Here is a 25,890-nt window from a genome sequence, read left to right as displayed (position 1 = left end):
AACGCCGACGAGGGCCCGTACGTGTCGTCCGACACGTACGGGCCCTCCCTGTTTCTCGGCACCCCGCGCCCTCAGGCCGCGGGTTCCCGTTCGGCCGGCACCCGGGCCGCCAGCCACTCCCGGGCCTGGTGGCGGCACGTCCGCCCGTCGTGACCGGGCGGGATCAGGGTGCTGGCGGGGAAGGCGACGATCGCTCCGAGCAGGACCAGGGGCTGCCATCCGTACAGCAGGCCGACGGTCACGAGGGCCCCGCCGACCACTCCCGAGCCCGCGGGTCCGCCGAGCGCCACCGCCAGGTTCCGCGCCGCCCCGAGGCTCTCGTGCGACACGGCCATCGAGCCGCCCCGCCACTCGGCCCGCAGTTCACGGGCCCCGAGGAGGAGCGCCGTCCGGGCGTGGCCGTACTCGTGCACGACGACACTGAGGGGGACGGCGACGAACCCCGCCAGTACGAAGGACCGGAACGTCCAGCCCGCCGGCCAGACGCAGACCAGCATCAGCCCGGTCGCGAGCGCCAGCCAGGCCATCGGCCTGCGGCCGTGGACGAGGGCGACCAGCACCAGGCGCAGCAGGATCACCGCTCCGCCGTCCGGGCGAAGTCGCGGTCCTTGACCCGCATCACCTGCTGGACCGCGCAGAGGGCCGCCCCGCTGACGAGCAGCCAGTGGGCCGCGGTCGCCGCGGCCGTCGAGAGCGCGTCGACCGAGGAGGCCAACCAGAACAGCGCCCCCAGGGTCGCACCGCTCGACAACCCGCTGACCAGCAGGGTCACCCGCTTCTCCGCGAAGTCGGCGGTGACCGTGGCGAGTCCGTACAGGACACTCAGCGCGCTCCCGGCCAGCGCCATGGTGAGGATGACCAGGTCCCGGCCCGCCTCGAAGGGCACCAGGCTGACCACGCGTACGGCGACGACGGTGGCTAGACCCGCGGCGATCGCCCCGAAGGCGTTCTGCCGGCCCCAGCGGGAGAAGCCCCGGGGGTGGATGGCGTAGAGCCAGGCGTTTCCGGCGAGCCGGAACGGGGCGAGACCGGTGATGAGGGAGGAGATGCCGCAGACGGCGAGCAGGAGCAACGAGGCCGTGGCGTCCTGGAGATAGTCGAGGTGGTACAGGACCGCGATGGCCGCCGCGGCGGCGAGGGAGACGGACGTGGCGGAGATGTAGAGCGGGTCGCGCAGCAGTTGGCGCGCCTCCGTCCGGGCGCCGCGTCCCGGCAGCCGGACGAAGCCCAGCCGCCACGGCGCGCCGCTCTCGTTGTTGCGGGCCGTCGTGCCGGCGAACGAGAGGACGTACGCACAGAGCACGCCCCAGGCAAGGCCCGCGACCACCGCGAGGAGCACGCCGGGGAGGGTCTCGGGGACGCCTCCGGTCACGGCCAGCGGCGGGCACAGGACGTACAGGCCCCAGGTGCGGCCGGCGAGGACGAGACCGATTCCGGTGATGAGGAGGACGCCGCAGAGGGAGGCGCTGACGGACTTCACGCCGAGCGCGTCGTTCGACGACCGCATGACCAGCGCCGTCAGGGCCTGGACCGCCAGCGTGGTGACGGTGGCGACCAGCGCGGTGAGCGCGGTGAACAGCAGGGCGACGGCGAGCGCGAGCCAGAAGCCGGTGCCGCCGGTGGCCTGCACGCGCGTGAGCGACAGCACGGTGACGGGGCCGACCAGGAAGGAGGCCACGGTCATCGCGGTGACATACGGGGGGATCAGCTCGCCCAGGGCCCGGTTCCAGCGGCCGACCCCCTTGGAGACGGCGAGGACGCGGACGCCCGCGGGCTGGAGACCGAGGATGTCCAGGATCAGCGTGGCCCCCGACGCCGCGGCCGCCATCCCGGCGAGCGCCGCCCGGTTGACCTCCTTCAGCTGGCGGTCCTGGAGGGCGGTGAGGGTCTGCTCGTGGACCAGCGGGGCCAGCGCCTGGACCTGGAAGGCGACCATCGCGAGGCCGAACACGACCAGGGCCAGCAGGACGGCCGAGGTGACGACCGGGGAACGGCGCAGCATCTGGCGCACGGTGTTGCGCTGGGACCGTGCGGTCGCCCCGGCGATGGCGAGGGAGGGCCGCAGGGAGCGCCGGTTCGAGGGCCGCGGGGACGCGAGGTGGAGCCCGCGCGCGCCGGCGGAGACGGGGGCGGCCGTCATGAGCCCGGCCCCATGAGCTCGGCGAAGATGTCGTCCGCGGTCTCGGAGACGTTCTCCAGGCCGCTCAGGCGCAGCACCGCGGCTTCGAGCGAGGACGTCCCGGCCACCTCGCTGATGGACCGGGGCGCGCCCTGCGCCACGAGCCGGCCGTCGGACAGCACCACGATGAAGTCGCATTCGCGTTCGGCGGTGTGCAGGTCGTGGATGGTGACCAGCGCGGAGCGTCCGGATCGCGTCCAGGTACGCAGCGCGAGCCGCAGGAGCACGGAGCCCTCGACGTCGAGGCCCGAGAAGGGCTCGTCGAGGATGAGCAGCGGGGCGTCGCTGCTGAAGGCTCCGGCGAACTGCAGGCGCCGCTTCATGCCGTGGCTGTACGAGCCGACGAGCTTGGTGAGGGCGCCGTCGATGCCGAAGATCTCGGCCAGCCGCTCCGCGTTCCTCATCAGGTCCCGCGGGCGGTCCTCCAGACCGGCGATCAGACCCAGGTACTCGTGGCCGGTGAGCATGTCGGGCATGGGCAGTTCGTCGGGCGCGTACGACACCAGGCGCTTCGCCGAGTCGGTACCGAGCTTCTCCCCGAAGACCCGTCCGGTTCCGCCGCTCGGTTCGGTCAGCCCGATGACGCAGCGCAACAGGGTGGACTTGCCCGCTCCGTTGGCCCCCACCAGCCCGCACACGGCGCCGGCGGGCATGGTCACGGTGACGTCGCGCAGGGCGTGGCGGCCGCCGAACCGCTTGCTCAGGCCCTCCAGAGCCAGGGGGATCTCGTACGGGGAGTCCTCGGCGCGGGTGGGCGCCGCAACGCTCTCGACGACGGCGGAGTCACCGCGCGGCATGGCCGTCACCCCGCTTCCTGGACAGCGCGCCGTACGCCACGGGGAAGCAGGCGACACCCAGCGCGACGATGACGAGCGGGAAGTACCCGGAGGGCTGCATGCTCAGCTGGGCGTCGGTCTGCACGTAGTCGATGAGGCCCGGCACACTGACCGAACCGTCCCGGGACATCGCGTACATCATGGAGAGCACCAGAGCCGCCAGGCTCAGGCCGGCCCCGCCCAGGAGCGCCAGGAGGGCGGACTTGACGATCTTCTTCACGCTGGGTCCAAGAGGTCGTGGTACGGGTGAAGGGGAAGCCCGCCCCCACGTCGGGGGACGTGGGGGCGAGCCGGGCGTCAGACTCAGTACTTCTCGCAGATGATCTTGAACTCCCAGACGCGCCAGCCGTTCGGGCCGCTCCACTTGACGCGGTCGTAGCCACGGCTCACGCACTGGTACGCGACCAGGGCGTAGGACACGATGCCGGCGACCAGGACGACGGCGATGGCGACGATCAGGACGATCTGCCAGATGCGGTGCGCGAGGAAGCGCGGCTCGTCCTCGGTGCCCTTGGCCTTGGCCAGCGCCATGGAGGCGTGCTGGGTCAGGGCCGCGGGGGCGGTGGTGGCGAGGATCTGGGCCTGGGTGGCAAGACGCAGCGGCGTCTCGCGCAGGGCAGTGAGCACCTGTCGTTCCTTTCGATGGGATCGATACGATCGAGCAGGTGCCCGCCCCGATTGGAGCGGGGCGGGCACTCCCCCGGTGGCGGGGCCGCCGGGATGCCCTGATCCTCTGCGCTCGGCGCGGCCCTGCACACTGCCGATCGCGCGCCTCCTTTGGTTGGTCCGCGGGACAAGTCGGCCGATACGTCACCGTCCGCGCGAACCTGGTTCGTCAGACCTCAGGACCGCAACCGTTTCTGATCGAATTCCCTCTTAACTGTCCCTGGGGCGTGGCTGATTGTCTGGGGTAGGTTTCCTCCCGACCACGGCTTATTGCAGTACTCAGGGGGATTCACCATGGACCACGTCACCCTCATTCATCACCATCCATGGATTCGCAGAGGGCTCGAACAGGCATTGACCGAAACAGGGGAGTTCACCGTCACCGTGTGCTCGTCCGCGGAGGCGGGAACCGCCGCGGTGCGCGATCGGCCGCGGACGAGCGTGCTCGCCGCCGACCAGCTGCCCGGGCTCGATCTGTTCCTCACGGCTCTGCGAGGGCGGGAACTCCGGCGCGTGCCGGTCGCGTTGATCGGCGACCCGGACAGCATGGCGAGCCGGCCCCAGCCCCTGCCGCCGGGCGTTTCGGGGTACTTTCCCGAGGGGGTGGACCCCCGGGCTCTGGCCCACGCCGTGCACACGATGGCCGCCGGCGCGGCCGTGCTGCCGCTCGCGATGCTGTGGTGCTCGTTTCTGCCGGGCCCGAAGCTGGGCGGCCGTGAAGAGAAGCCGCTGCCCGCGTTTCTGACATTGCGTGAGCGCGAGATTCTGGCTCTGATCGGGGGCGGGTTGACGAACGTGGAGATCAGCGGCCGACTGGGGCTCACGGCGTCGACGGTGAAGGCGTACGTCAGCAATATCTACTGCAAGATCGGCGTCGACAACCGGGTCCGCGCCGCCCTCTTCGCCCACGGCATCGACCTGCCCACGGCGCCGGCCGCGTACGCTCCGCTGATGTAGGCACGCGACCGGCCGCGCGAGGGCCGCCCGAGTCCGCGCCGCGCCCCGCGGGCGGCCCTCGCGGATTCCGGCGGCTCAGGTCACCTCACCCTGCGCAGACGCGTCACCACGGTTCGGCGCGTCACCATGCGTCGATGACCGGGGCGTCGGGCTCGTGCCGGCCCCAGGCGCCGCTGAGCCGTCCGAGCCGCTCCGCCGCGGCGATGCCGTGCAGGGAGGCGACCTGGCCGTCGTTCACCCCGAACGCGACAGCGCCCACGACCCGGCCGTCGAGCACCGCGAGCACGGCCGGGGAGCCGTTGACCGTCGCGATGTGGAACGCGGGCGAGCCGCCGGCCAGCCGCCGCTTCGCCGCGGTGGGCTTGAAACCGGCGCGTACGAAGGAGGCGACGCGCTCGGGCGTCCGGACCCGCAGCAGCCGCCTGGCCAGTCCCGCGCCGTCCGAGACCGCCGTCACGTCGTCGGTGAGCAGCGCCACCAGCCGTTCGGTGCGCCCCGACACGGCGGCGGCGAGGAACTCCTCGACGACCCGGCGGGCGGACGCGGGGTCTGTCTCCGCGCCACGGCGGCGCCCGGCGCCGACCCGGGCCCGGGCACGGTGGAGGTGCTGCTGGCTCGCGGACTCGGTGATGTCGAGGATCCCGGCGATCTCGGCGTGGCCGTACGAGAACGCCTCGCGCAGGACGTAGACGGCCCGCTCGACCGGCGAGAGGTGCTCCATCAGCGTCAGTACGGCGAGAGACACCAATTCGCGCTGCTCAAAGGTGTCGGCCGGGCCGAGCATCGGGTCGCCCTCCAGGAGGGGTTCCGGCAGCCAGGCACCGGCCGCGCGCTCGTGGCGCGCCTGGGCCGAACGGAGCTGGTCGAGGCAGAGGTTGGTGGCGACCTTGGTCAGCCACGCCTCCGGCACCCCGACCCGCGCGCGGTCCGCGGCCTGCCAGCGCAGGAACGTCTCCTGCACGGCGTCCTCGGCGTCCGCGGCGGAGCCGAGCAGACGGTACGCGAGCGAGGCCAGCCGGCTCCGGCTGGCCTCGAACCGATCGACGGCTGAGCTGTCCATGCGGAACACCCTAGGGCGCGTCACGAAGGTCCGGCCCGCCCCGCGGACGGACGGCGCTGCTTCCGCGACACGCCTCAGGCGGCGACCCCCACACCGGAAACGGCGGGCGCGGCGGCCAGGCGGCGCCTGCGCTTCGGCATGCCGAAGGTCGGATGGGCGATGCCCCACCCGGCCCCCTTGAGCACGGCCGCCTTGAGCCGCGCGGCGGTCCGGCCGCCCAGGTACCAGGACTTGGACCGGACGTCCCCGTCGACCATCTGGAAGATCGCGTCCCGCCGTCCGAGGCTGATGTGGTTGCCGTAGTACTTCAGCCCGGTGGTCGGGACCTCGTCGCCGGTCAGACGGGCGATGATCGCGGCGGTCGCCTGCATGTTGGTGAATCCGGCCGAGGCGCAGGACATCGGCAGCGGACGCCCGTTCTCGCCGATCGCGTAGGCGGAGTCACCGGCGGCGTAGACGTCCGGGTGCGAGACCGAGCGCATGGTGCGGTCGACGACGATCTGGCCGGTCTCGGCCACCTCCAGGCCGCTCGCGGCGGCGATGGGGTGGACGGCGAACCCGGCCGACCACACGGTCACGTCGGCCGGGATCGACCTGCCGTCGGCGCAGACCGCCCACGACGGCTCGACCGCTTCGACGCCCGTGTGCTCGTGGACCGTGACGCCGAGCCGGTCGAAGGCCCGGCGCAGATGGCGGCGGGCCTTCGGGGAGAGCCAGGCGCCCAGCTCGCCGCGGGCGGCGAGCGCGACCTCGAGGTCGGGCCGGGACTCGGCCAGCTCGGTGGCGGTCTCGATGCCGGTCAGCCCCTCGCCGACCACGAGCACGGTGCCGCCCGCGCCGAGCCCGTCCAGGCGCTCGCGCAGCCGCAGCGCAGAGGCGAGGCCGGTCACGTCGAAGGCGTGCTCGGCCACGCCGGGGACGCCGTGACGGGCGGCGGAGCTGCCGAGCGCGTAGAGAAGGGTGTCGTACCCGAGCTCGCCGTCGCCCTCCTCGCCGGTCACGGCGACGGTCCTGCGCTCGGGGTCGACGCCGGTGACGCGCGCCAGGCGCAGCCGGACTCCGGTTCCGGCGAAGACGTCGGCGAGCTTGCGGACCGCGAGGTCCTGGCCGACGGCGAGCTGGTGGAGCCGCATCCGCTCGACGAAGTCGGGTACGGCGTTGACGACGGTGATCTCGGTGTCGGCGGGCGAAAGCCGGCGAGCCAGGTTCCCGGCGGCGAAGGCCCCGGCGTATCCGGCGCCGAGTACGACGATGCGGTGCTTCATGGCGTTGCTCCTGTCTCGTTCGCGTACCCCCTTGACGAGACGGGGCCCCGATAGCTGACAGAAGCGTGGTGTGACGCCGGTCACCCGGGACGGGCTGTCACGAGCGCCCGCGGAGGGGGCCAAGGGTGGCCGAGGGGTGCGGCATCCGAGTGACGTGGGCGTGTCGGACCGCTTGCGTCGACGCGCGGTACGCACACTGGGAGAGACGCGCGGGCAAGGCCCGCCGCGGTCGTGGAGAGAATCGTCCGACCAGGGAAAGCTCCTGGTCAGAACGATTCTGCTGCACCATGTGATGGTGGGGCGGGTGGGACTCGAACCCACGGCCGACGGATTATGAGTCCGCTGCTCTAACCGGCTGAGCTACCGCCCCTTTACGTGTGGCGCGTACATGTGTGCGCGCCGTCTGCCGCAGCATAGCCGCTCATACGATCTCCTGCTCCGGATGGTCGGGCTCTGCCGCGCGCTGCTCGACCATGAGGACCGCGCAGCGTGGCGCATGGTTCCCGGACATAAGAAAAAGGACCCCGAAGGGTCCTCTTTCGCTTGCTCCCCCGGCTGGACTCGAACCAGCAACCCTCCGGTTAACAGCCGAATGCTCTGCCAATTGAGCTACAGGGGATCGCGCTCCCCCGACTGGACTCGAACCAGTAACCTGCCGGTTAACAGCCGGCTGCTCTGCCAATTGAGCTACAGGGGATTGCTGCGTTGCACCGAACGGATCCACCTCGGGTGTTCCCGGGCGGCGCTCGCTCGCTGCGACACATACATTAGCGCAAGCAGGGGGGTGCTCCGCCAATCGGTATGCCGTGGGCGCTCGTGGGCACCAGTGAAGGATCAGGGAAGCTCAAGGGAAGGGTGGTGCCGCCGTGCGGTACAAGCTGACGTTCGTCGTGGGACTGGCCGTCGGTTACGTCCTCGGCACGCGCTCCGGGCGCGAGCGCTACGAGCAGATGAAGAAGTCCGCGCGGGACTTCTCGCAGAACCCGGCGGTGCGCAACGCCGCCGAGTCCGCTGCGCAGACCGGGCGGCAGGTCGCCGGCAAGGCGTTCCACGTCGTGAGCGACAAGGTCGGCGACAAGCTGCCGGTCTCGGTCACCGACCGGATCCACGCGCTGCGCCACCACAACGGCCAGGTGACCGAGGACGACTGGGGTGTGAGCAACACCTAGCCGGGCAGGCTCCGGCACGGCGTCGGCGGCCGAGCCGGCCGCCGACGGGCCGATGTGTGCCCGAAAACGCGTCTCCTACCCCGCACGCGCTCCCCGTACTCCCCCGCGTGCGGCAGAATCTCCTCCATGGGGATAGTCGCCGGCTTGGACAGCTCTGCCGAGTTCACACGCATCGTCGTCTGCGACGCGGACACGGGTGCCGTGCTGCGCCAGGGGTACGCCCCGCACCCGGGTGAACCCAAGGCCACCGACGTCGACCCGCAGGCCTGGCTGCTCTCGCTCGGCGAGGCGGCCGGCGGCGGGCTGCTCGAAGGGGTGCAGGCCATCGGCGTCTCCGCCCAGCAGAACGGCCTCGTGCCGCTCGACCCGCAGGGCGGCCTCGTGCGGCCCGCGATGGTCGGCAACGACAAGCGGGCGCAGGTCGCCGCCGCGGATCTCGTCGAGGCGTTCGGCGGGCGGCAGGCCTGGGCCGAGGCCGTCGGCTCCGTGCCCCAGGCCGGGCAGCCCGTCGCCAAGCTCCGCTGGCTGGCCCGCTCCGAGCCGGAGAACGCCCAGCGCGTCGCGATGCTCCTCCAGCCGCACGACTGGCTGGTCTGGCAGCTGCTCGGACGGCCCGTGCGCCGCACCACCGACCGCGGGGCCGCCTCCGCCACCGGCTACTGGTCGGCGGGCACCGGTGCCTACCGCCCCGACCTGGTCGAGCTGGCCCTCGGCCACCAGGCCGTGCTCCCCGAGGTCCTCGGCCCGGCCGACCCCGCCGGGACCACCCCCGAGGGGCTGCTGATCTCCGCCGGTACGGGCGAGACGATGGCCGCCGCGTTCGGGCTGGGGCTCGGCCCCGGCGACGCGGTCGTCTCCCTCGGCGCCTCCGGCTCCGTGATGGCCGTGCACCACGAGGCGCTCGCCGACCCCCAGGGTCTGATCACCTCCTTCGCCGACGCGACCGGGATGCACCTGCCCGTCGTCCACACCTCCAACGCCGTGCGGGCGCTCCGCGGCACCGCCGAGATGCTCGGCGCGGAGAGCCTGGAGGAGCTGTCGGCGCTGGCGCTCAAGTCGACGCCCGGTTCCTCCGGGCTCGTCCTCCTGCCGTACCTGGAGGGCGAGCGCACCCCGCAGCTGCCGCACACCGCCGGCACGCTCAGCGGTCTGCGCCGCGAGTCGATGAAGCCCGAGCACCTCGCGCGGGCCGCGTTCGAGGGCATGCTCTGCTCGCTCGCCGACGCCATGGACGTCCTGCGCGGGCGCGGCGTCGAGGTCCGCCGGGTGTTCCTGCTCGGCGCCGCGGCCGGGCTGCCCGCCGTCCAGGCGATCGCCCCCTCGGTCTTCGGCGCGCAGGTCGTCGTCCCGCAGCCCGCGGACTACGCGGCGCGCGGCGCCGCCCGGCAGGCGGCGTGGGCGCTCGGTGTCGCGCGCGGAACGCTCTCCCCCGCCGCTCCCCCGGCCTGGCAGGGCGCCGCCGCGCAGGTCTTCGAGCCGGGTGAGGAGCTGGCGGTCGGCCAGGCGGTGCGGCAGCAGTACGCGGCCACGCGGGAGCAGACGCATCCGGGCGCGTTCGGCGCGTAGCGGCGACGGATTCGGCTGGTAGCGGAGTCCGTTCAAGGTTCGACAAAACCGGCTCGTAACGTCCTGGGAGCGCGGGCGATAGTAGGACCCGTGCTCCTACGACTTCTCCGAACCTTCCTTCGACCGTACAAAAAGCCCATCGGACTGCTGGTCCTGCTGCAGTTCCTGCAGACCTGCGCGTCCCTCTACCTGCCGAGCCTGAACGCGGACATCATCGACAACGGTGTCGTGAACGGTGACACCGGCTACATCCTGCTCTTCGGCGCCGTGATGATCGCCGTCTCGGTGGTGCAGGTCGTCTGCAACATCGGCGCGGTGTACTACGGGGCGCGCACCGCCTCCGCCCTCGGCCGGGACGTCCGAGCCGCGGTCTTCGAGCGGGTGCAGTCCTTCTCCGCCCGCGAGGTCGGGCAGTTCGGCGCGCCGTCGCTGATCACCCGGACCACCAACGACGTCCAGCAGGTCCAGATGCTGGTCCTGATGGCGTTCACGCTGATGGTCTCCGCGCCGATCATGTGCGTCGGCGGCATCGTCATGGCGCTCGGACAGGACGTGCCGCTGTCCGCGGTCCTGCTCGCGGTCGTGCCGGTCCTCGGCGTCTCGGTCGCGCTGATCGTGAAGCGGATGCGCCCGCTGTTCCGGACCATGCAGGAGCGGCTCGACACGGTGAACCGGGTGCTGCGCGAGCAGATCACCGGCAACCGCGTCATCCGCGCCTTCGTGAAGGACGACTACGAGCGCGACCGGTTCAAGGTCTCGAACACCGAGCTGACCGACGTCTCGATGGCGACCGGGCGGCTGATGGCGCTGATGTTCCCGACGGTGATGACGGTCGTGAACGTCTCCAGCGTCGCGGTGGTCTGGTTCGGAGCACACCGCATCGACAGCGGCGGGATGGAGATCGGCGCGCTGACCGCGTTCCTCGCCTATCTGATGCAGATCGTGATGGCCGTGATGATGGCCACCTTCATGTTCATGATGGTGCCGCGGGCCGAGGTGTGCGCCGAGCGCATCGAGGAGGTCCTCGCCACGGAGAGCAGTGTCGTGCCCCCGGCCGAGCCGGTGCGCGAGCTGGACCGGCGCGGCCACCTGGAGGTCCGGAGCGCGGAGTTCCGTTACCCGGGCGCCGAGGAATCGGTCCTGCGGGACGTGGAGCTGGTGGCGCGGCCGGGCGAGACGACGGCGATCATCGGCTCGACGGGCAGCGGCAAGTCGACGCTCCTCGGCCTGGTGCCGCGGCTGTTCGACGTGACCGGCGGCGAGGTGCTCGTCGACGGCGTGGACGTACGGAAGCTGGAGCGCGCGCTGATGGCGCGCACGGTCGGGCTCGTCCCGCAGAAGCCGTACCTCTTCTCCGGCACGGTCGCGACGAACCTGCGGTACGGCAATCCGGACGCGACCGACGACGAGCTGTGGCACGCGCTGGAGGTCGCGCAGGCGGCCGACTTCGTGAAGAAGCTGGAGCACGGCCTGAACGCCCCGATCGCGCAGGGCGGCACGAACGTCTCCGGCGGGCAGCGGCAGCGGCTCGCGATCGCGCGGACCCTGGTGCAGCGGCCGGAGATCTACCTCTTCGACGACTCGTTCTCCGCGCTCGACTACCAGACCGACGCGCTGCTGCGGGAGGCGCTCAAGGCGGAGACGGCGGATTCGACCGTCGTGATCGTCGCCCAGCGGGTGTCGACCATCAGGGACGCCGACCGGATCGTGGTCCTCGACGAGGGCCGGGTCGTGGGCACCGGGCGCCATCACGAGCTGATGGCGGGCAATGAGACGTACCGGGAGATCGTGCTCTCCCAGCTGACCGAGGCGGAGGCAGCCTGATGGCCGGTCCTGGCGGACGAATGATGGCCGGCGGAGGCCCCGACCAGCGGTCGATGGACTTCAAGGGCTCGGGCAAGCGGCTGCTGAAGCAGCTGGCGCCCGAGCGGGGCGCGCTCTGGCTGATGCTGATCACCTGTGTGCTCAGCGTGGCGGCCTCGGTGGTCGGCCCGAAGATCCTCGGCAAGGCGACCGACCTGGTCTTCGCGGGTGTGGTCGGACGGCAGATGCCCGACGGCACGACGAAGGCGCAGGCGATCGAGGGCCTGCGGGCCAAGGGCGACGACGGCATGGCGGACATGCTGTCCGGGGTGGACTTCACCCCCGGGCAGGGCATCGACTTCTCTGCCGTCGGCGAGGTGCTGCTCTGGGTCCTGGTGATCTACGTGGCCGCCGGTCTCCTCATGCTGGTGGCGACCCGGATGTCGATCAAGGTGATCAACCGGACGGTCTACCGGATGCGGGAGGACGTCCAGGCGAAGCTGGCGCGGCTGCCGCTGTCGTACTTCGACAAGGCCAAGCGCGGTGAGGTGCTGAGCCGGGCGACCAACGACATCGACAACATCTCGCAGACGCTCCAGCAGTCGATGGGGCAGCTGATCAACTCGCTGCTCACCATCGTCGGTGTGCTGGCGATGATGTTCTGGATCTCGCCGCTCCTCGCCCTGGTGGCGCTGGTGACCGTGCCGGTGTCGGTGGTCGTGGCGACCAAGGTCGGCAAGCGGTCGCAGCCGCACTTCGTGCAGCAGTGGCGCTCCACGGGCACGCTCAACGCCCATGTGGAGGAGATGTACACCGGGCACGCGCTGGTGAAGGTCTTCGGGCGGCAGGACGAGTCGGCGGCGGACTTCCGCGAGCAGAACGAGGCGCTGTACGAGGCGGGCTTCAAGGCCCAGTTCAACAGCGGTGTCATGCAGCCGGTGATGTTCTTCATCTCGAACCTCAACTACGTGCTCGTCGCCGTGGTCGGCGGGCTGCGGGTGGCGAGCGGAACGCTGTCGATCGGTGACGTCCAGGCGTTCATCCAGTACTCGCGCCAGTTCTCGATGCCGCTGACACAGGTCGCGTCGATGGCGAACCTCGTGCAGTCGGGCGTCGCCTCGGCCGAGCGGATCTTCGAGCTGCTCGACGCGGCGGAGCAGGCACCGGACGCGCCGAGGAGCGAGATGGGGGCACCCCCGGCCGAAGGCTGGGAGACGTCCGTGCTCGGCAAGGTCGCCCTGGAGGAGGTGGCGTTCCGCTACGAGCCGGACAAGCCGCTCATCGAGGACCTGTCGCTGACCGTGGAGCCCGGCCAGACGGTCGCGATCGTCGGGCCGACCGGCGCCGGCAAGACGACGCTGGTCAATCTGCTGATGCGCTTCTACGAGGTGACGGGCGGCCGCATCACCCTCGACGGTGTGGACGTCTCGGCCATGACCCGCGAGGACCTCAGGTCCGGCATCGGCATGGTCCTCCAGGACACCTGGCTGTTCGGCGGGACCATCGCCGAGAACATCGCGTACGGAGCGAGGGGCGAGGTCACCCGGGAGCGGATCGAGGAGGCGGCACGCGCCGCACACGCGGACCGCTTCATCCGGACCCTGCCCGACGGCTACGACACGGTCATCGACGACGAGGGCGGGAACGTCAGCGCGGGCGAGAAGCAGCTGATCACGATCGCGCGGGCGTTCCTGTCCGACCCCGTGATCCTGGTCCTCGACGAGGCGACCAGCTCCGTCGACACCCGCACCGAGGTCCTCATCCAGAAGGCGATGGCCCGGCTGTCCCACGGGCGTACGTCGTTCGTGATCGCGCACCGGCTCTCCACCATCAGGGACGCGGACGTCATCCTGGTGATGGAGAACGGCTCGATCGTCGAACAGGGCACGCACGAGGAGCTGCTGGCGGCGGACGGCGCGTACGCGCGGCTGTACGCGGCCCAGTTCGCCCAGGCGGTCGCCGAGGTCGACTGACGGCGGTCAGTCCAGGTAGCCCCTGAGCTGGTCCGCGAAGGCGTGGTCCCGCAGCTTGTTGAGGGTCTTCGACTCGATCTGGCGGATGCGTTCGCGCGTCACGCCGAAGAGCCGGCCGATCTCCTCCAGGGTGCGGGGCCTGCCGTCGTCGAGGCCGTAGCGGAGCTGGACGACCTTGCGTTCGCGCTCGCCGAGGGTGGAGAGGACGGCCTCGAGGTGCTCGCGCAGCAGCAGGAAGGCCGCCGACTCCACGGGGCTCGTGGCGTCCCCGTCCTCGATGAGGTCGCCGAGCGCGACGTCGTCCTCCTCGCCGACGGGGGCGTGCAGGGAGACCGGCTCCTGGGCGAGGCGCAGCACTTCGCCGACCCGTTCGGGGGCCAGGTCGAGCTGGGCTGCGACCTCTTCCGGGGTGGGCTCGTAGCCGCGTTCCTGGAGCATGCGGCGCTGGACCCGGATCACCCGGTTGATCAGTTCGACGACATGGACGGGGACGCGGATGGTCCGGGCCTGGTCGGCGAGGGCCCGGGACATCGCCTGGCGGATCCACCAGGTCGCGTACGTCGAGAACTTGTAGCCCCGCGCGTAGTCGAACTTCTCCACGGCGCGGATCAGTCCGAGGTTCCCCTCCTGGACCAGGTCGAGCATGGTCAGCCCGCGTCCGACGTACCGCTTGGCGACGGAGACGACGAGCCGCAGGTTGGCCTCGATGAGCCGGCGCTTGGCCATCCGGCCGAGGACGACGAGCCGGTCGAGGTCGAGCGCCAGCTGGGAGTCCAGATCGGGGGTGGACGCCAGCTTCGCCTCGGCGAAGAGCCCGGCCTCGACGCGGCGGGCGAGCTCGACCTCCTCGGCGGCGGTGAGCAGCGGGATGCGGCCGATCTCCCGCAGGTACTGGCGGAACAGGTCGGAGGAGGGCCCGTTCCCGCCCAGGTCGACGCGGCGCGGTACCGGCTCCGGTTCCGGTGTGTCGTCCACGAACTCGGCGGGCTCGGGCGGGTCGGCCGGCTCGGCCGGCTCCGCGGAGGCCGGCGCCTCCGGGTGATGGACGGCCGGGCGCTGCCCGGGCACGAGATCCGTCGGGGACAGGGTCTGGGTCTGCACGGGGGCGACCTCCAGGGTGATCGCTGCCGGTGCTCCGGGGGCTCAGGCACCGCTCCCCAGTGTGGGGTACGACACATCACCGCCACGAGGGGCGTGCGGTGACTTTTTGAGTTCGCGAGGTGACCGAACGTCAGAGCGCGTCGGCGCCGTTGGTGCGCAGCGACTGGGCGTACTGGGTGAGGACCCACAACTCGTTCTGCACTGCGGCCAGTTGTGCGGGGTCGCCGTGGGTGCCGAGGCGGGCCAGGCTGCCCTGGATGTCGCGTACGCGGCGGTCGACGGCCCGCAGGCGGACCGAGACGAGCTGGGCGCCCGCGTAGACCTCGTCGACGACCTTGGCGAAGATCGTCTCGACGGCGAGTTCGGTGACGAGCGCGCGGACCGTGTCGTCGGGGGCGGCCTCGCGGACGGCCGACAGGTAGTCGTCGGGGGCGCCGGTGGCGCCGCCGGCGTCCTGGACGCACTGGCGGACGGCCGCGTAGGGCGGGGCGGTGAACTCGTCGACGCCGTACGCGTCGAAGGCCGGGGAGACGAGCTCGGGGCGCTGGAGGGCCAGCTTGAGCAGCTCGCGCTCGGTGCGGTGCGCGGGGCTGCGCAGGTTGAGCGCGGGCCCGGAGGGAGCGGCCGAGGGGGCCGGTGCGCCGTACTCCCCCGCAGCCCTTCCGGCACGGGAGGCGCCGCCGTGCTGCGGGGCCGCCGGCGCGGCGGCGCCCCGGCCGCCGCGGTCGCGCTGCCAGCGGGCGATCTGGCCGACGCGCCTGACCACGAACTGGGTGTCGAGGATGCCGAGCATGCCCGCGAGCTGGACGGCGACCTCGTGCTGGGAGGCGATGTTCTTGATCCGGGCGACGATCGGCGCGGCCTCGTCGAGGGCGGCGGCCCGGCCGGCCGGGGTCTCCAGGTCGTACCGCCGGACGATCTGGCGCAGCGCGAACTCGAAGAGCGGGGTACGCGGCTCCACGAGCTCGGCGACGGCCTGGTCGCCCTTGGCGAGCCGCAGGTCGCAGGGGTCCATGCCGTCGGGGGCGATCGCGATGTACGTCTCGGCGGCGAACTTCTGGTCGTCCTCGAAGGCGCGCAGGGCGGCCTTCTGGCCGGCCGCGTCGCCGTCGAAGGTGAAGATGACACGGGCCGAGCCGTTGTCCATCAGGAGCCGGCGGAGGATCTTGATGTGGTCGCTGCCGAACGCGGTGCCGCAGGTCGCGATGGCGGTGGTGACGCCGGCCAGGTGGCAGGCCATGACGTCGGTGTAGCCCTCGACGACGACGGCCCGGCTGACCTTGGCGATGTCCTTCTTGGCCAGGTCGATGCCGTAGAGCACCTGGGACTTCTTGTAGATCGGCGTCTCGGGCGTGTTCAGGTACTTGGGCCCGTTGTCGTCCTCGCGAAGCTTGCGCGCGCCGAAGCCGACGACGTCGCCGCCGACGTCCCGGATGGGCCACATGAGGCGGCCGCGGAAGCGGTCGATGGGGCCGCGGCGGCCGTCCTGCGAGAGCCCGGAGAGGATCAGCTCCTTGTCGGAGAAGCCCTTCCCGCGCAGGAAGCGGGTGAGGTGGTCCCAGCCGGCCGGGGAGTAACCGACGCCGAAGTGCGCGGCGGCGGCCTGGTCGAAGCCGCGCTCGGCGAGGAACGTGCGGCCGATCTCGGCCTCGGGCGAGTCGAGTTGGTCGATGTAGTACTGGGCGGCGACCTTGTGCGCCTCGACCAGGCGGATGCGCTCGCCCCGCTGGTGGCCGGGGTTGTAGCCGCCTTCCTCGTAGCGCAGGGTGATGCCCGCCTTGGCGGCGAGGCGCTCGACCGTCTCCGAGAAGGAGAGGTGGTCGATCTTCATCACGAAGGCGATGGTGTCGCCGCCCTCCTGGCAGCCGAAGCAGTGGAACAGCCCCTTGCTCGGGCTGACCTGGAAGGAGGGCGACTTCTCGTCGTGGAAGGGGCAGAGACCCTTGAGGTTGCCACCGCCGGCGTTGCGGAGCTGCAGGTACTCGGACACGACGGCGTCGATCGGGACCGCGTCCCGTACCGCCTTCACGTCGTCATCGTTGATCCTGCCTGCCACGCATGAATTCTACGGGCGGGCGGGCGGCTCCTCCCCCAGGAGGACGCCGCCGGCTGCGCCTGTCTCCTCAGATCAGGCTCTCCAGAGGGACGGACGGGTCCGCGAGGGCGTCGGTGTCCACCGGGGACTGGGCGCGGATGAGGCGCTGGATCGGCTCTGTGACGTCCCACACATTCACGTTCATCCCGGCGAGCACCTTGCGGTCCTTGAGCCAGAACGCGATGAACTGCCGTTTGCCGACGTCGCCGCGCAGCACCACCTGGTCGTACGAACCGGGCGGGGCCCAGCCCGAGTACTCCATGCCCAGGTCGTACTGGTCGGAGAAGAAGTACGGGACGCGGTCGTACGAGACGTGCTGTCCGAGCATGGCGCGGGCGGCGGCCGGGCCGCCGTTGAGGGCGTTGGCCCAGTGCTCGACGCGGAGCCGGGTGTGCAGGACCGGGTGAGCGGCGGCGGCGACGTCACCGGCCGCGAAGATGTCGGGGTCGGAGGTGCGCAGCGACTCGTCGACGGCGACGCCGCCGCCGTGGGCCCGGTCGACCAGGGCGAGCCCCGCCGCCTCGGCGAGGGCGGTGCGCGGGGCGGCGCCGATCGCGGCGAGGACGGCGTGGGCGGGGTGCTCCTCGCCGTCGTCGGTACGAACGGCGAGGACCATGCCGTCCTGGCCGACGATCTCGGTGAGCCGCGCGCCGAAGACGAAGCGGACGCCGTGTTCGGTGTGGAGATCGGCGAAGAGCTGGCCGAGCTCGGGGCCGAGGACCTGGTGGAGCGGGGTGGGCTCGGACTCCACGACGGTGACCTCGGCGCCGTAGCCGCGGGCCGCGGCGGCGACCTCCAGACCGATCCAGCCGCCGCCCGCGATCACCAGATGGCCGTTGTCCCGGCCGAGGGCGGCCAGGACCTGGCGCAGCCGGTCGGCGTGGGCGAGCCGGCGCAGATGGTGGACGCCGGCGAGTCCCGTGCCGGGGATGTCGAGGCGGCGCGGCTCGGATCCGGTGGCGAGCAGAAGCCGGTCGTAGCGGATCGTGGTGCCGTCGCCGAGGCGTACGGTGCGGGCCTCGCGGTCGACGACCGTGACGGGCTGCCCGAGGTGCAGCTCGACCTCGGCGCGGGCGTACCAGGCGGGCTCGTGCACGAAGACGCTCTCCCGCGCCTCCTTGCCGGCCAGATAGCCCTTGGAGAGCGGTGGGCGTTCGTAGGGGTGGTCGCGCTCGTCGCCGATGAGGATCACGCGGCCGGTGAACCCCTCGGAGCGGAGCGTCTCCGCCGCCTTGGCCCCGGCCAGTCCCCCGCCGACGATGACGAAGGTCTGATCTGCGTCGACCACTTGATGCCTCCTCGTTGCGTCCGCTTCTACGCTACGCCTCCGGTCGTTCGGCGAGCCGTACCGCCTCGGGCGCTCCGCCGAGCGTCCCGCACGGAGCGTGATGGCGAAAGAGGGCGAGCGCCGGACGGCCGGGGCGGACGCCCCTAGGGGCGGTGGGGCCTGAGGCGGGCGTGGAGGGTGGAGGCGGCGGCGTCGGTGAGGGAGGCGATCTGGTCGATGATCACCCGCTTGCGTGACCTGTCGTCCTCCGCCGCGTCGAAGAAGGCCCGGAACTGCGGGTCGAGTCCCTCGGGGGCACGGGCGGTGAGCGCCTCGGCGAGTTCGGCGAGGATGATGCGCTGGTCGGCGCGGAGCGCCTCCTGCTCGGCGCGCTGCATCACGTACCGGTCGGCCACGGCCTTGAGAACGGCGCATTCGTTACGGGTCGCGCGGGGGACGACGAGCTCCGCCGCGTACCGGGTGAGCCGGCCGCTCCCGTAGGCCTGGCGGGTGGCGCCCTCGGCGGCGAGGCAGAAGCGGCCGATCAGCTGGCTGGTGGCGTCCTTGAGCCGGGCCTGGGCGACCGCCGATCCGTCGTAGCCGTGCGGCCACCAGTCCTGGTCGACGAGGCGGTCGAGGGCCTCTGCGAGCTCCTGCGGATCGGTGTCGTGCGGTACGTACCTGCCGATGGCGACGGCCCAGATGTCGGCGCGCTCGGGCTCGGCGAAGAGCATGTTCGGGTCGATGTGGCCGGCGTGCAGACCGTCCTCGAAGTCGTGGACCGAGTAGGCCACGTCGTCGGCCCAGTCCATGACCTGTGCCTCGAAGCACTTACGGTGCGCGGGGGCGCCCTCGCGGGCCCAGTCGAAGACGGGCAGGTCGTCCTCGTACACGCCGAACTTCGGCGAGCCGGGGTCCTCGGGGTGCCCGCCGCGCGTCCAGGGGTACTTGGTGGCGGCGTCGAGCGCGGCGCGGGTGAGGTTGAGGCCGACGCTGACGGGGCGGCCGGTGGAGGCGTCGGCGATGAACCGCTTCGGCTCGATCCGGGTGAGCAGCCGCAGCGACTGGGCGTTGCCCTCGAAGCCGCCGCAGTCCTTGGCGAAGTCGTTGAGCGCGACCTCTCCGTTGTGCCCGAAGGGCGGGTGGCCCATGTCGTGGGCGAGGCAGGCGGCCTCGACGAGATCGGGGTCGCAGCCGAGCGCGGCGCCGAGCTCGCGCCCGACCTGGGCGCACTCCAGGGAGTGGGTGAGCCGGGTGCGGGGGCTGGCGTCCCAGGCGTGACTGCGCGAACCGGGGGTGACGACCTGCGTCTTGCCGGCCAGTCTGCGCAGGGCGCTGGAGTGCAGCACGCGCGCCCGGTCCCGCTGGAAGGCGGTCCGCCCGGGCCGCTTGTCGGGCTCGGCGGCCCAGCGTTCGGTCGCGTCGTCGTCGTAGCCGGGGGTGTCCGTGAAGCCTTCCATGCACCGAAGGTAACGGGCGGGACGGACAGTGGGGCGAGGACGTGCGGTCGAATTCGGCCCGTGCGTGCGCAGAGGGGGCGTTCGCCGGGGCGGGAGCGGGATTCCCTCAGGCGGAGGCGAGTTGTCGCCAGGTGGCGGCGGGGGCGGCGAGGGACCGGTCGTAGCGGTGGAGGATCAGGCGGGCGAGGGCCGGGTGATCGCCGAGCGGGGGCGCGGCGATCCAGGGGGCATGGGCGGCGGCGCGGCCGGCGAAGAGGCCTGGGGCGGTGAAGCAGGAGGCGACGGCGACCCGGTGGCGGCCCCGCGCGGCGAGGACGCGCACCGCGTCGGGGACGGTCGGGGTGGCGGCGGAGGTGTACGCGGGCAGGACGGGCACACCGCCCAGCCGCTCGGACAGGGCGGCGGCGATCCGGCGGACGGCGGCGAGGCCCTCGGGGTCACGGGACCCGGCCGCGGCGAGGACGACGCCGGTGGCGCGCGAGGCGCTGTCGGCGGAGGTCCACCCCGCTTCGGCGAGCCGGTCGGCGAGGGCCTCGACGAGCAGCGGATGCGCGCCGAGGGGCGCGGCGATCCGGACCTGGCCCTCGGGCAGCGCGGCGGCCGCGGCGGGCAGGTCGTGCTTGACGTGGTGGCCGGGCCCGAAGAGGAGCGGGACGAGGACGGCCCCGGGTCCGGCCGCTTCCCGCCCCGGGAGTCCTGCCGGGACGCGCGCCGTGGCCTCTTCGGTGACGTCCGGCGTGACGCCGGGCGTGACGCGGGCCGTGACGCCCGGCGTGGAGCGCGCCGTGCCACCCGGCGTGACGCGCGCCGTGCCACCCGGCGTGGAGCGGGCCGTGACGCCCGACCGCATGTCCGCCGTGACGTCGGCGAGGACGCCCGACCCGATGCCCGCCGTGACGTCGGCGAGGACGTCCGGCAGCAGCGGGGCGTTCAGTTCGATGTGTGCCAGGCGGACGTCGAGGCCGGGGCGGAGTTCGCGGATGCGGTCGACGAGGTGGGAGAGGGTGACGGCGGCGCGCGGGTCACGGCTGCCGTGGCCCACGGCGACGAGGGCGGGGCGGCGCCGGACGTCGTACGGGCGGACCCGGCTCAGGCGCTCCGCGAGCCGCGTGGTGATCGTGCCGAGCAGCTCGGCCGTGCTGTCGAACGTACTGTCCCGCTCCGTCATGCACCGATCCTGACGGCGCCGCGTTGCCTCCCCGTTGCGTGGGCGTCACGAGTGTTTTCCACCGGCTCACGGACCGCCCCGCGGAACTGTCAGGCGTCGGCGGACAGCCAGACCCGGAGGGGGCCGATCTCCTCGAAGCCGGCGGCGAGCGCGGGCGGCAGGTCGTCGCCCGACTCGTAGCCGACGACCGGGCCGCCGCCGTCGGCCAGGCTCAGGCAGCCGGCCCAGGCCTCGGCGGGGTCGGTTCCGTCGGCGGCGAAGAGGTTGGAGACGCCGGTCACCCGGCCGTTCCCGCTGAGCACCGCTCCCCCGGCGATCCGGCCGTCGGCGCCGTATCCCGCGACCACGCGGGTCGCCGGGTCGTCGAGGAGTCCGGCGCGGAAGAGCGCGGCCTCGTCGGCGTCGCCCCCGCTCCAGGCCGTCGCCCACGCGGCGAGTTCCGCCGGGGTACGGACGGCCCGCCAGCGCGTCCCGTCCGGCGCGGCGGGGGCCGGGCGTCCGGCGGGCCGGTGGATCCAACTCGCCTCGAAGAGCGGCCGGAAGCCCTCGCCGGTCAGGTCGAGGCGGGCGAAGGAGTCCTTGACCGAGGCGCCGGGGGCCCGGCGGTCGATGCCGCCGAGGACGTCCCGTACGGACGCGTCGGCCGTGAGCGTCACGGCGTCCGGATAGTACGGCGGGGTGCGGCGCCCGTTCGTCCAGGCCCGTGGCCCGAAGGCGCCCGGGCGGCCGTGGGCACGGCACATCGCCTCGCACCACTCCGCGTTGTTGAGCGCCGCCTCGGTGATCATCTGCGGATCGTACGGCTTACCCCCTTCTTCCCTCATTCTTTTATCTAGCGGAATATCTTTTCCATCATGCGAATGACTCCGACCGCCCCGCCCCGGCTCTCCAGACGCGTCGCCGCCGAACTCGTGGGCACCGCCGCCCTCGTCACCGTCATCGTCGGCTCCGGCATCCGCGCCGAGGCCCTCAGCCGTGACGTGGGGGTGAGCCTGCTGGCCAACTCCCTCGCCTCCGCGATCGGCCTCGGCATCCTGATCGCGCTCCTCGGCCCCCTCTCCGGCGGCCACCTCAACCCCGCCGTCACCCTCTGCGAGTGGTGGGCCCGCCGGGGCGAGGAGGACGCCCCGGGCCCCGGCGAGGTCGCCGCCTACTGCGCCGCCCAGCTCGTGGGCGCGGTCACCGGCGCACTGCTTGCCGAGACGATGTTCGGCCGGGCGCCCGGCACCTGGTCCACCCAGGTCCGCTCCGACCACCACCTCCTCCTCGGCGAGACCGTGGCCACCGCGGGCCTCGTCCTGCTCGTCCTCGGGCTGCGCCGCATCGGCCGGCTCGCGCTCGCCCCGCTCGCGGTGGCCGCCTACATCGCGGCGGCGATCTGGTTCACCTCCTCCGGTTCCTTCGCCAACCCGGCGGCGACCGTCGGCCGCGCCCTCTCCGACTCCTTCACCGGCATCGCGCCCGGCTCGCTGCCCGGGTTCGTCGGGGCGCAGCTCCTCGGGACGCTGCTCGGCGTCGCCCTCGCCGCCCTTCTCTACGGAGGCGGCGAACCGAACAGCCCCGATCCGCGTCGAACAGGGTGACGGGGCAGGCAAGATCCACGGAGGTTCGTCCATGCGACGCGTACGCGTACCCGCCCAGCTGAAACGGGTCGCGCAACTGCTGCCCCCGGGCGCCCTGCCACGGCGCCCGTCCGCACTGCTGCCGCGCACCCGGCGGGCCCGCCGCCGTACCGTCCAGGCCGTCATGCTGGGCACCGTCCTCGCCCTCGCGCCCGCCACCTGGATGCACGCCGTCGCCGACGGCCGCCTGCGGACCACCGCCGACGTCCCCGCACAGGACGTCGCCGTCGTCTTCGGCGCCGGCCTCTGGAAGGGCCGGCCGACGCCGTACCTCGCGCACCGGCTCGACACGGCCGCCGAGCTCTACCGCGCGGGGAAGGTCAGGGTCGTCCTCGTCACCGGCGACAACAGCCGGGTCGAGTACGACGAGCCCGACGCGATGCGCGCGTACCTCACCAAGCGCGGAGTGCCCGACCGTCACATCGTCAGCGACTACGCGGGCTTCGACACCTGGGACTCCTGCGTCCGCGCCAAGAAGATCTTCGGCGTCGACCGGGCCGTCCTCGTGACGCAGGACTTCCACATCAGGCGGGCCGTCGCCCTCTGCGGGGCGGCCGGCATCGACGCGTACGGGGTCAAGGTCGTCGAACCGCACGACTCCGTCTTCTACTACGGCGGCGTCCGCGAGCTCGCCGCCGCGGGCAAGGCGGCCCTGGACGCGACGCTGCGGCCGGACCCGCACTTCCTCGGGGAGCGCGAGGAGGGCGTGACGGAGGCGCTCGCCCCGGCGCGCTGACCCTCGGCTCGCCCCGCCGGGCCGGCGCCCTCACCCCCGGCCCGGCGAGGACCGGCCCCCGGCTCGCCCCGGGGCCGCCCGGCCCTCACCTCCGGCCCGGCGTACGGCGGAGGAGAGCGCCCATCGCCCGTAATGCGGGGCGTCGCCTCCCGTAACACGGCCGGAGCACGCTTTCCGCATGTCCGAGGCTGCCACCACCCCCACGCACTGCCCCTACTGCGCCCTCCAGTGCGGCATGGGGCTGCGCCCCGCGAACGGCTCCGTGGAGGTGGTCGACCGCCCCGACTTCCCCGTCAACCGGGGCGCGCTGTGCGGCAAGGGCCGTACCGCCCCGGCCGTACTCTCCTCCCGGGTCAGGCTGACCGGGCCCCTGGTCCGATGCCCTGACACGGGGGTCCTGAGGTCGGCCACCTGGGAGGAGGCGCTCTCCGCCGTCGCCGACGGACTGCACCGGACCCGCGTCGACCACGGACCCGATGCCGTGGGGGTCTTCGGCGGCGGCGGGCTCACCAACGAGAAGGCGTACACGCTGGGCAAGTTCGCCCGGCTCGTGCTCGGCACCTCGCAGATCGACTACAACGGACGCTTCTGCATGTCGTCCGCCGCGGCCGCGCACCAGCGGGCGTTCGGTCTCGACCGCGGGCTGCCCTTCCCGCTGGAGGACGTCCCGCGCACCGGCTGCGTGATCCTCGTCGGCTCCAACCTGGCCGAGACGATGCCGCCGGCGCTGCGCTACCTCACCGAGCTGAAGGCGAACGGCGGGAAGCTGATCGTCGTCGACCCGCGCCGCACGCGCACCGCCGAGCAGGCCGACCTCCACCTCGCCCCGCGCCCCGGCACCGACCTCGCGCTCGCCCTCGGACTCCTCCATCTCGTGGTCGCCGAGGGGCGGGTGGACGAGGAGTTCGTCCGGGAGCGCACGGCGGGGTGGGAGGCGGCCCGCGCCGGGGCGATGGCGCACTGGCCGGAACTGGTCGAGCGCATCACCGGCGTACCGGTGCCGCTCCTGCGGGACGCCATGCGGATGTTCAGCGACGCGGAGAGCGGGATGGTGCTCACCGCGCGCGGCCCGGAACAGCAGTCGAAGGGCACGGACACGGTCGGCGCGTGGATCAACCTCTGCCTCGCGACGGGACGGGCCGGGCGGCCGCTGAGCGGGTACGGGTGCCTCACGGGACAGGGCAACGGCCAGGGCGGCCGCGAGCACGGCCAGAAGGCCGACCAGCTCCCCGGCTACCGGAAACTGGACGACCCGGCGGCGCGGGCGCACGTGGCGGGGGTGTGGGGAGTGGACCCCGCGTCGCTGCCCGGGCCCGGCCGCAGCGCGTACGAACTCCTGGACGCGCTGGGCGGCGAGGTGAAGTCGCTGCTCCTGATGGGCTCCAACCCCGTGGTCTCGGCGCCGCGCGCCGCGCACATCGAAGGGCGGCTGCGCTCGCTGGACTTCCTGGCCGTCGCGGACGTGGTCCTGTCGGAGACGGCGGAGCTGGCGGACGTGGTGCTGCCGGTCACCCAGTGGGCGGAGGAGACGGGGACGACGACCAACCTGGAGGGCCGGGTGCTGCTGCGGCGGCGGGCGATCACCCCGCCGGACGGCGTCCGCACGGACCTGGAGGTCCTGCACGGCCTCGCGGCGCTCCTCGGCTGGGAGAAGGGCTTCCCGACCGACCCGGAGGAGGTCTTCGACGAGCTCCGCCGTGCGTCGGCGGGCGGCCCGGCGGACTACTCCGGCATCAGCTACCGCCGTATCCGCGAGGAGGACGGCGTGTTCTGGCCCTGCCCGGAGCCCGCCGAGGGGGAGCCGCCCCATCCCGGGAGCCCCCGCCTCTTCCTCGACCGGTTCGCCACGCCCGACGGGCGGGCGCGGTTCGTGCCGGTGGTGCACCGGGGTCCCGCCGAGGAGACCGATGCCGCGTATCCCGTCGTGCTGACCACCGGCCGGGTCGTCGCGCAGTACCAGTCCGGGGCGCAGACCCGGCGCGTCGACGAGCTGAACGCCGCCGCGCCCGGGGCGTTCGTGGAGCTGCATCCGCGGCTCGCCGAGCGGATCGGCGTGGCCGAGGGCGAGCGCGTCGCCGTCGTGTCGCGGCGCGGGCGGGCCGTCGCGCCCGCCCGGATCACCACGGCCATCCGGCCGGACACGGTCTTCATGCCGTTCCACTGGCCCGGCGAGGGGCGCGCCAACACCCTCACCAACCCCGCGCTCGACCCGGTCTCCCGGATGCCCGAGTTCAAGACGTGCGCGGTCCGGGTCGAGCCCGCCAGTCCCCGCCCCTGATGAGCGGTCCGAACGGCGTGCCCGGCGCCGCGAAGTAGACCCAGGCCCGGACGGCCGCCCCGTCCCGGACCCGTACCACCTCGCGCTCGGACCGCTCGTACCCGGCGGGGAGCTCCACCCGGTCCAGTACCGCGAGGAGTTCGCCGTACTCCCCGGGCGCGGCCGTCACCAGGTCCCCCGCGACCAGACCCTCGCCCGGCACCACGTAGGGGTAGCCGGGCCCGTCGTGGAGGAGCGCTCCGGTGAGCCGGGCCGGTTCCTCCCGGGCCGTGCGGCCCAGCAGGAACCGGTCGTGGTTGTACTCGCCCGGCCGCAGCGTCCCGTAGACGAAGAAGGGCAGCTCGGTCATCCGGCGGCGGGCCCGGTCGTCTCGGCCTCCAGCCACGCCAGGTAGGCCGCCGATGCCCCGACCACGGCGGTGGCGAGGACCTCGGGCGTCTCGTAGTCGTGCGCGGCGAGGAGATGGGCCTCCAGCTCCTCGTAGCGCGCCGCCGTCGTCTTGAAGAGCACCTGCCACTCCTCCTCGGTCTCGATCGCCTTCCGCCAGTGGTAGACGGAGGTGACCGGCCCGGAGATCTGCGCGCAGGCGGCGAGACGGGCCTCGACCGCCCCGCGGGCGAGCTCCTGTGCCTTGGCGGCGCTGTCGGTGGTGGTGAGCACGGTCCATGCGAGGGTCATGCCCTCACCGT

Annotated in this window: 23 protein-coding genes and 3 tRNA genes; 8 read left to right on the top strand and 18 right to left on the bottom strand. The window is 72.7% G+C overall.

Going from position 1 to position 25,890, the window contains the following annotated elements; genetic code table 11:
* Nucleotides 1-71: 71 nt before the first annotated feature.
* The 5 genes from ACF1G2_RS08180 to ACF1G2_RS08160 form a co-directional block, all read right to left on the bottom strand.
* Nucleotides 72-578, bottom strand: coding sequence for a hypothetical protein (locus tag ACF1G2_RS08180; RefSeq protein WP_391797454.1), 507 nt, complete (start codon nucleotides 576-578; stop codon nucleotides 72-74).
* Complete coding sequence (locus ACF1G2_RS08175; protein ID WP_391797453.1) at nucleotides 575-2,140, bottom strand: hypothetical protein; 1,566 nt, start codon at nucleotides 2,138-2,140, stop codon at nucleotides 575-577. The genes ACF1G2_RS08180 and ACF1G2_RS08175 overlap by 4 nt, the downstream gene beginning before the upstream one ends.
* Nucleotides 2,137-2,976: an ABC transporter ATP-binding protein gene (locus ACF1G2_RS08170; RefSeq protein ID WP_361434900.1), complete on the bottom strand. Its 840-nt coding sequence runs from the start codon at nucleotides 2,974-2,976 to the stop codon at nucleotides 2,137-2,139. The genes ACF1G2_RS08175 and ACF1G2_RS08170 overlap by 4 nt, the downstream gene beginning before the upstream one ends.
* Complete coding sequence (locus ACF1G2_RS08165; RefSeq protein WP_361434901.1) at nucleotides 2,963-3,235, bottom strand: hypothetical protein; 273 nt, start codon at nucleotides 3,233-3,235, stop codon at nucleotides 2,963-2,965. Before ACF1G2_RS08165 ends, ACF1G2_RS08170 begins: the two co-directional genes overlap by 14 nt.
* Nucleotides 3,236-3,318: 83 nt before the next feature.
* The gene (locus ACF1G2_RS08160) at nucleotides 3,319-3,642 is read right to left on the bottom strand and encodes a hypothetical protein (protein ID WP_352190777.1); all 324 of its coding nucleotides are present in this window, start codon (nucleotides 3,640-3,642) and stop codon (nucleotides 3,319-3,321) included.
* 333 nt (nucleotides 3,643-3,975) lie between these two features.
* On the opposite strand from ACF1G2_RS08160, the gene ACF1G2_RS08155 reads away from it, so the two are divergent.
* Nucleotides 3,976-4,638, top strand: coding sequence for a response regulator transcription factor (locus ACF1G2_RS08155; protein WP_361434902.1), 663 nt, complete (start codon nucleotides 3,976-3,978; stop codon nucleotides 4,636-4,638).
* A 121-nt stretch (nucleotides 4,639-4,759) separates the two neighbouring features.
* Here the strand turns inward: ACF1G2_RS08155 and ACF1G2_RS08150 are convergent, their stop codons facing one another.
* The 5 genes from ACF1G2_RS08150 to ACF1G2_RS08130 all read right to left on the bottom strand — a co-directional run bounded on the left by ACF1G2_RS08150 (nucleotide 4,760) and on the right by ACF1G2_RS08130 (nucleotide 7,660).
* Nucleotides 4,760-5,698, bottom strand: a complete 939-nt coding sequence (locus tag ACF1G2_RS08150) for a sigma-70 family RNA polymerase sigma factor (protein ID WP_391797452.1) — start codon at nucleotides 5,696-5,698, stop codon at nucleotides 4,760-4,762.
* A gap of 74 nt (nucleotides 5,699-5,772) precedes the next feature.
* The gene (locus ACF1G2_RS08145; RefSeq protein ID WP_391797451.1) at nucleotides 5,773-6,963 is read right to left on the bottom strand and encodes an NAD(P)/FAD-dependent oxidoreductase; all 1,191 of its coding nucleotides are present in this window, start codon (nucleotides 6,961-6,963) and stop codon (nucleotides 5,773-5,775) included.
* 293 nt (nucleotides 6,964-7,256) lie between these two features.
* Nucleotides 7,257-7,333, bottom strand: a tRNA-Ile gene (locus ACF1G2_RS08140).
* 176 nt (nucleotides 7,334-7,509) lie between these two features.
* Nucleotides 7,510-7,582: transfer RNA gene (locus tag ACF1G2_RS08135), tRNA-Asn, on the bottom strand.
* A gap of 5 nt (nucleotides 7,583-7,587) precedes the next feature.
* Nucleotides 7,588-7,660: transfer RNA gene (locus ACF1G2_RS08130), tRNA-Asn, on the bottom strand.
* A 169-nt stretch (nucleotides 7,661-7,829) separates the two neighbouring features.
* Between ACF1G2_RS08130 and ACF1G2_RS08125 the strand changes: the two genes are divergently transcribed.
* The 4 genes from ACF1G2_RS08125 (at nucleotide 7,830) to ACF1G2_RS08110 (ending at nucleotide 13,474) form a co-directional block, all read left to right on the top strand.
* A complete protein-coding gene (locus ACF1G2_RS08125; RefSeq protein WP_391797450.1) occupies nucleotides 7,830-8,132 on the top strand; it encodes a YtxH domain-containing protein in 303 nt (100 codons plus the stop codon).
* A gap of 126 nt (nucleotides 8,133-8,258) precedes the next feature.
* Nucleotides 8,259-9,698: an FGGY family carbohydrate kinase gene (locus ACF1G2_RS08120; protein ID WP_391797449.1), complete on the top strand. Its 1,440-nt coding sequence runs from the start codon at nucleotides 8,259-8,261 to the stop codon at nucleotides 9,696-9,698.
* Nucleotides 9,699-9,788: 90 nt separating this feature from the next.
* Complete coding sequence (locus ACF1G2_RS08115) at nucleotides 9,789-11,522, top strand: ABC transporter ATP-binding protein (RefSeq protein WP_391797448.1); 1,734 nt, start codon at nucleotides 9,789-9,791, stop codon at nucleotides 11,520-11,522.
* On the top strand, nucleotides 11,522-13,474 hold the full coding sequence (locus ACF1G2_RS08110) for an ABC transporter ATP-binding protein (protein WP_391797447.1): 1,953 nt from the start codon (nucleotides 11,522-11,524) through the stop codon (nucleotides 13,472-13,474). The genes ACF1G2_RS08115 and ACF1G2_RS08110 overlap by 1 nt, the downstream gene beginning before the upstream one ends.
* A gap of 6 nt (nucleotides 13,475-13,480) precedes the next feature.
* Here ACF1G2_RS08110 and ACF1G2_RS08105 read toward each other — a convergent pair whose 3' ends face one another.
* From ACF1G2_RS08105 to ACF1G2_RS08080, 6 genes are all read right to left on the bottom strand, one after another.
* Nucleotides 13,481-14,596: an RNA polymerase sigma factor gene (locus ACF1G2_RS08105; RefSeq protein WP_352190816.1), complete on the bottom strand. Its 1,116-nt coding sequence runs from the start codon at nucleotides 14,594-14,596 to the stop codon at nucleotides 13,481-13,483.
* Between the two features lie 109 nt (nucleotides 14,597-14,705).
* Nucleotides 14,706-16,631 carry a DNA primase gene (gene dnaG, locus ACF1G2_RS08100; protein ID WP_391797446.1) on the bottom strand — a complete coding sequence of 642 codons (1,926 nt, stop codon included), beginning with the start codon at nucleotides 16,629-16,631 and terminating at the stop codon, nucleotides 14,706-14,708.
* Between the two features lie 67 nt (nucleotides 16,632-16,698).
* Nucleotides 16,699-17,958 carry an NAD(P)/FAD-dependent oxidoreductase gene (locus ACF1G2_RS08095; RefSeq protein WP_391797445.1) on the bottom strand — a complete coding sequence of 420 codons (1,260 nt, stop codon included), beginning with the start codon at nucleotides 17,956-17,958 and terminating at the stop codon, nucleotides 16,699-16,701.
* 143 nt (nucleotides 17,959-18,101) lie between these two features.
* Nucleotides 18,102-19,397, bottom strand: a complete 1,296-nt coding sequence (locus tag ACF1G2_RS08090; protein WP_391797444.1) for a deoxyguanosinetriphosphate triphosphohydrolase — start codon at nucleotides 19,395-19,397, stop codon at nucleotides 18,102-18,104.
* Between the two features lie 106 nt (nucleotides 19,398-19,503).
* On the bottom strand, nucleotides 19,504-20,565 hold the full coding sequence (locus ACF1G2_RS08085; protein WP_391797443.1) for a sirohydrochlorin chelatase: 1,062 nt from the start codon (nucleotides 20,563-20,565) through the stop codon (nucleotides 19,504-19,506).
* 89 nt (nucleotides 20,566-20,654) lie between these two features.
* Complete coding sequence (locus ACF1G2_RS08080; protein WP_391797442.1) at nucleotides 20,655-21,353, bottom strand: hypothetical protein; 699 nt, start codon at nucleotides 21,351-21,353, stop codon at nucleotides 20,655-20,657.
* A gap of 66 nt (nucleotides 21,354-21,419) precedes the next feature.
* Here ACF1G2_RS08080 and ACF1G2_RS08075 point away from each other — a divergent pair, with 66 nt between their 5' ends.
* The 3 genes from ACF1G2_RS08075 (at nucleotide 21,420) to ACF1G2_RS08065 (ending at nucleotide 25,201) form a co-directional block, all read left to right on the top strand.
* Complete coding sequence (locus ACF1G2_RS08075; protein WP_391797441.1) at nucleotides 21,420-22,148, top strand: aquaporin; 729 nt, start codon at nucleotides 21,420-21,422, stop codon at nucleotides 22,146-22,148.
* A 94-nt stretch (nucleotides 22,149-22,242) separates the two neighbouring features.
* Nucleotides 22,243-22,923: a vancomycin high temperature exclusion protein gene (locus ACF1G2_RS08070; protein WP_391797592.1), complete on the top strand. Its 681-nt coding sequence runs from the start codon at nucleotides 22,243-22,245 to the stop codon at nucleotides 22,921-22,923.
* Between the two features lie 178 nt (nucleotides 22,924-23,101).
* A complete protein-coding gene (locus ACF1G2_RS08065) occupies nucleotides 23,102-25,201 on the top strand; it encodes a molybdopterin oxidoreductase family protein (RefSeq protein WP_391797440.1) in 2,100 nt (699 codons plus the stop codon).
* On the opposite strand, the gene ACF1G2_RS08060 is transcribed toward ACF1G2_RS08065, so the two are convergent.
* Nucleotides 25,155-25,550 carry a gamma-glutamylcyclotransferase family protein gene (locus tag ACF1G2_RS08060; protein WP_391797591.1) on the bottom strand — a complete coding sequence of 132 codons (396 nt, stop codon included), beginning with the start codon at nucleotides 25,548-25,550 and terminating at the stop codon, nucleotides 25,155-25,157. The genes ACF1G2_RS08065 and ACF1G2_RS08060 overlap by 47 nt on opposite strands.
* Nucleotides 25,547-25,879, bottom strand: a complete 333-nt coding sequence (gene cutA, locus ACF1G2_RS08055; protein ID WP_391797439.1) for a divalent-cation tolerance protein CutA — start codon at nucleotides 25,877-25,879, stop codon at nucleotides 25,547-25,549. Before cutA ends, ACF1G2_RS08060 begins: the two co-directional genes overlap by 4 nt.
* Between the last annotated feature and the right edge of the window lie 11 nt (nucleotides 25,880-25,890).

This window comes from Streptomyces sp. NPDC013457 (genome assembly GCF_043089925.1).
Taxonomy (GTDB): Bacteria; Actinomycetota; Actinomycetes; order Streptomycetales; family Streptomycetaceae; genus Streptomyces.
This window is presented reverse-complemented; position numbering and strand designations above follow the sequence as displayed.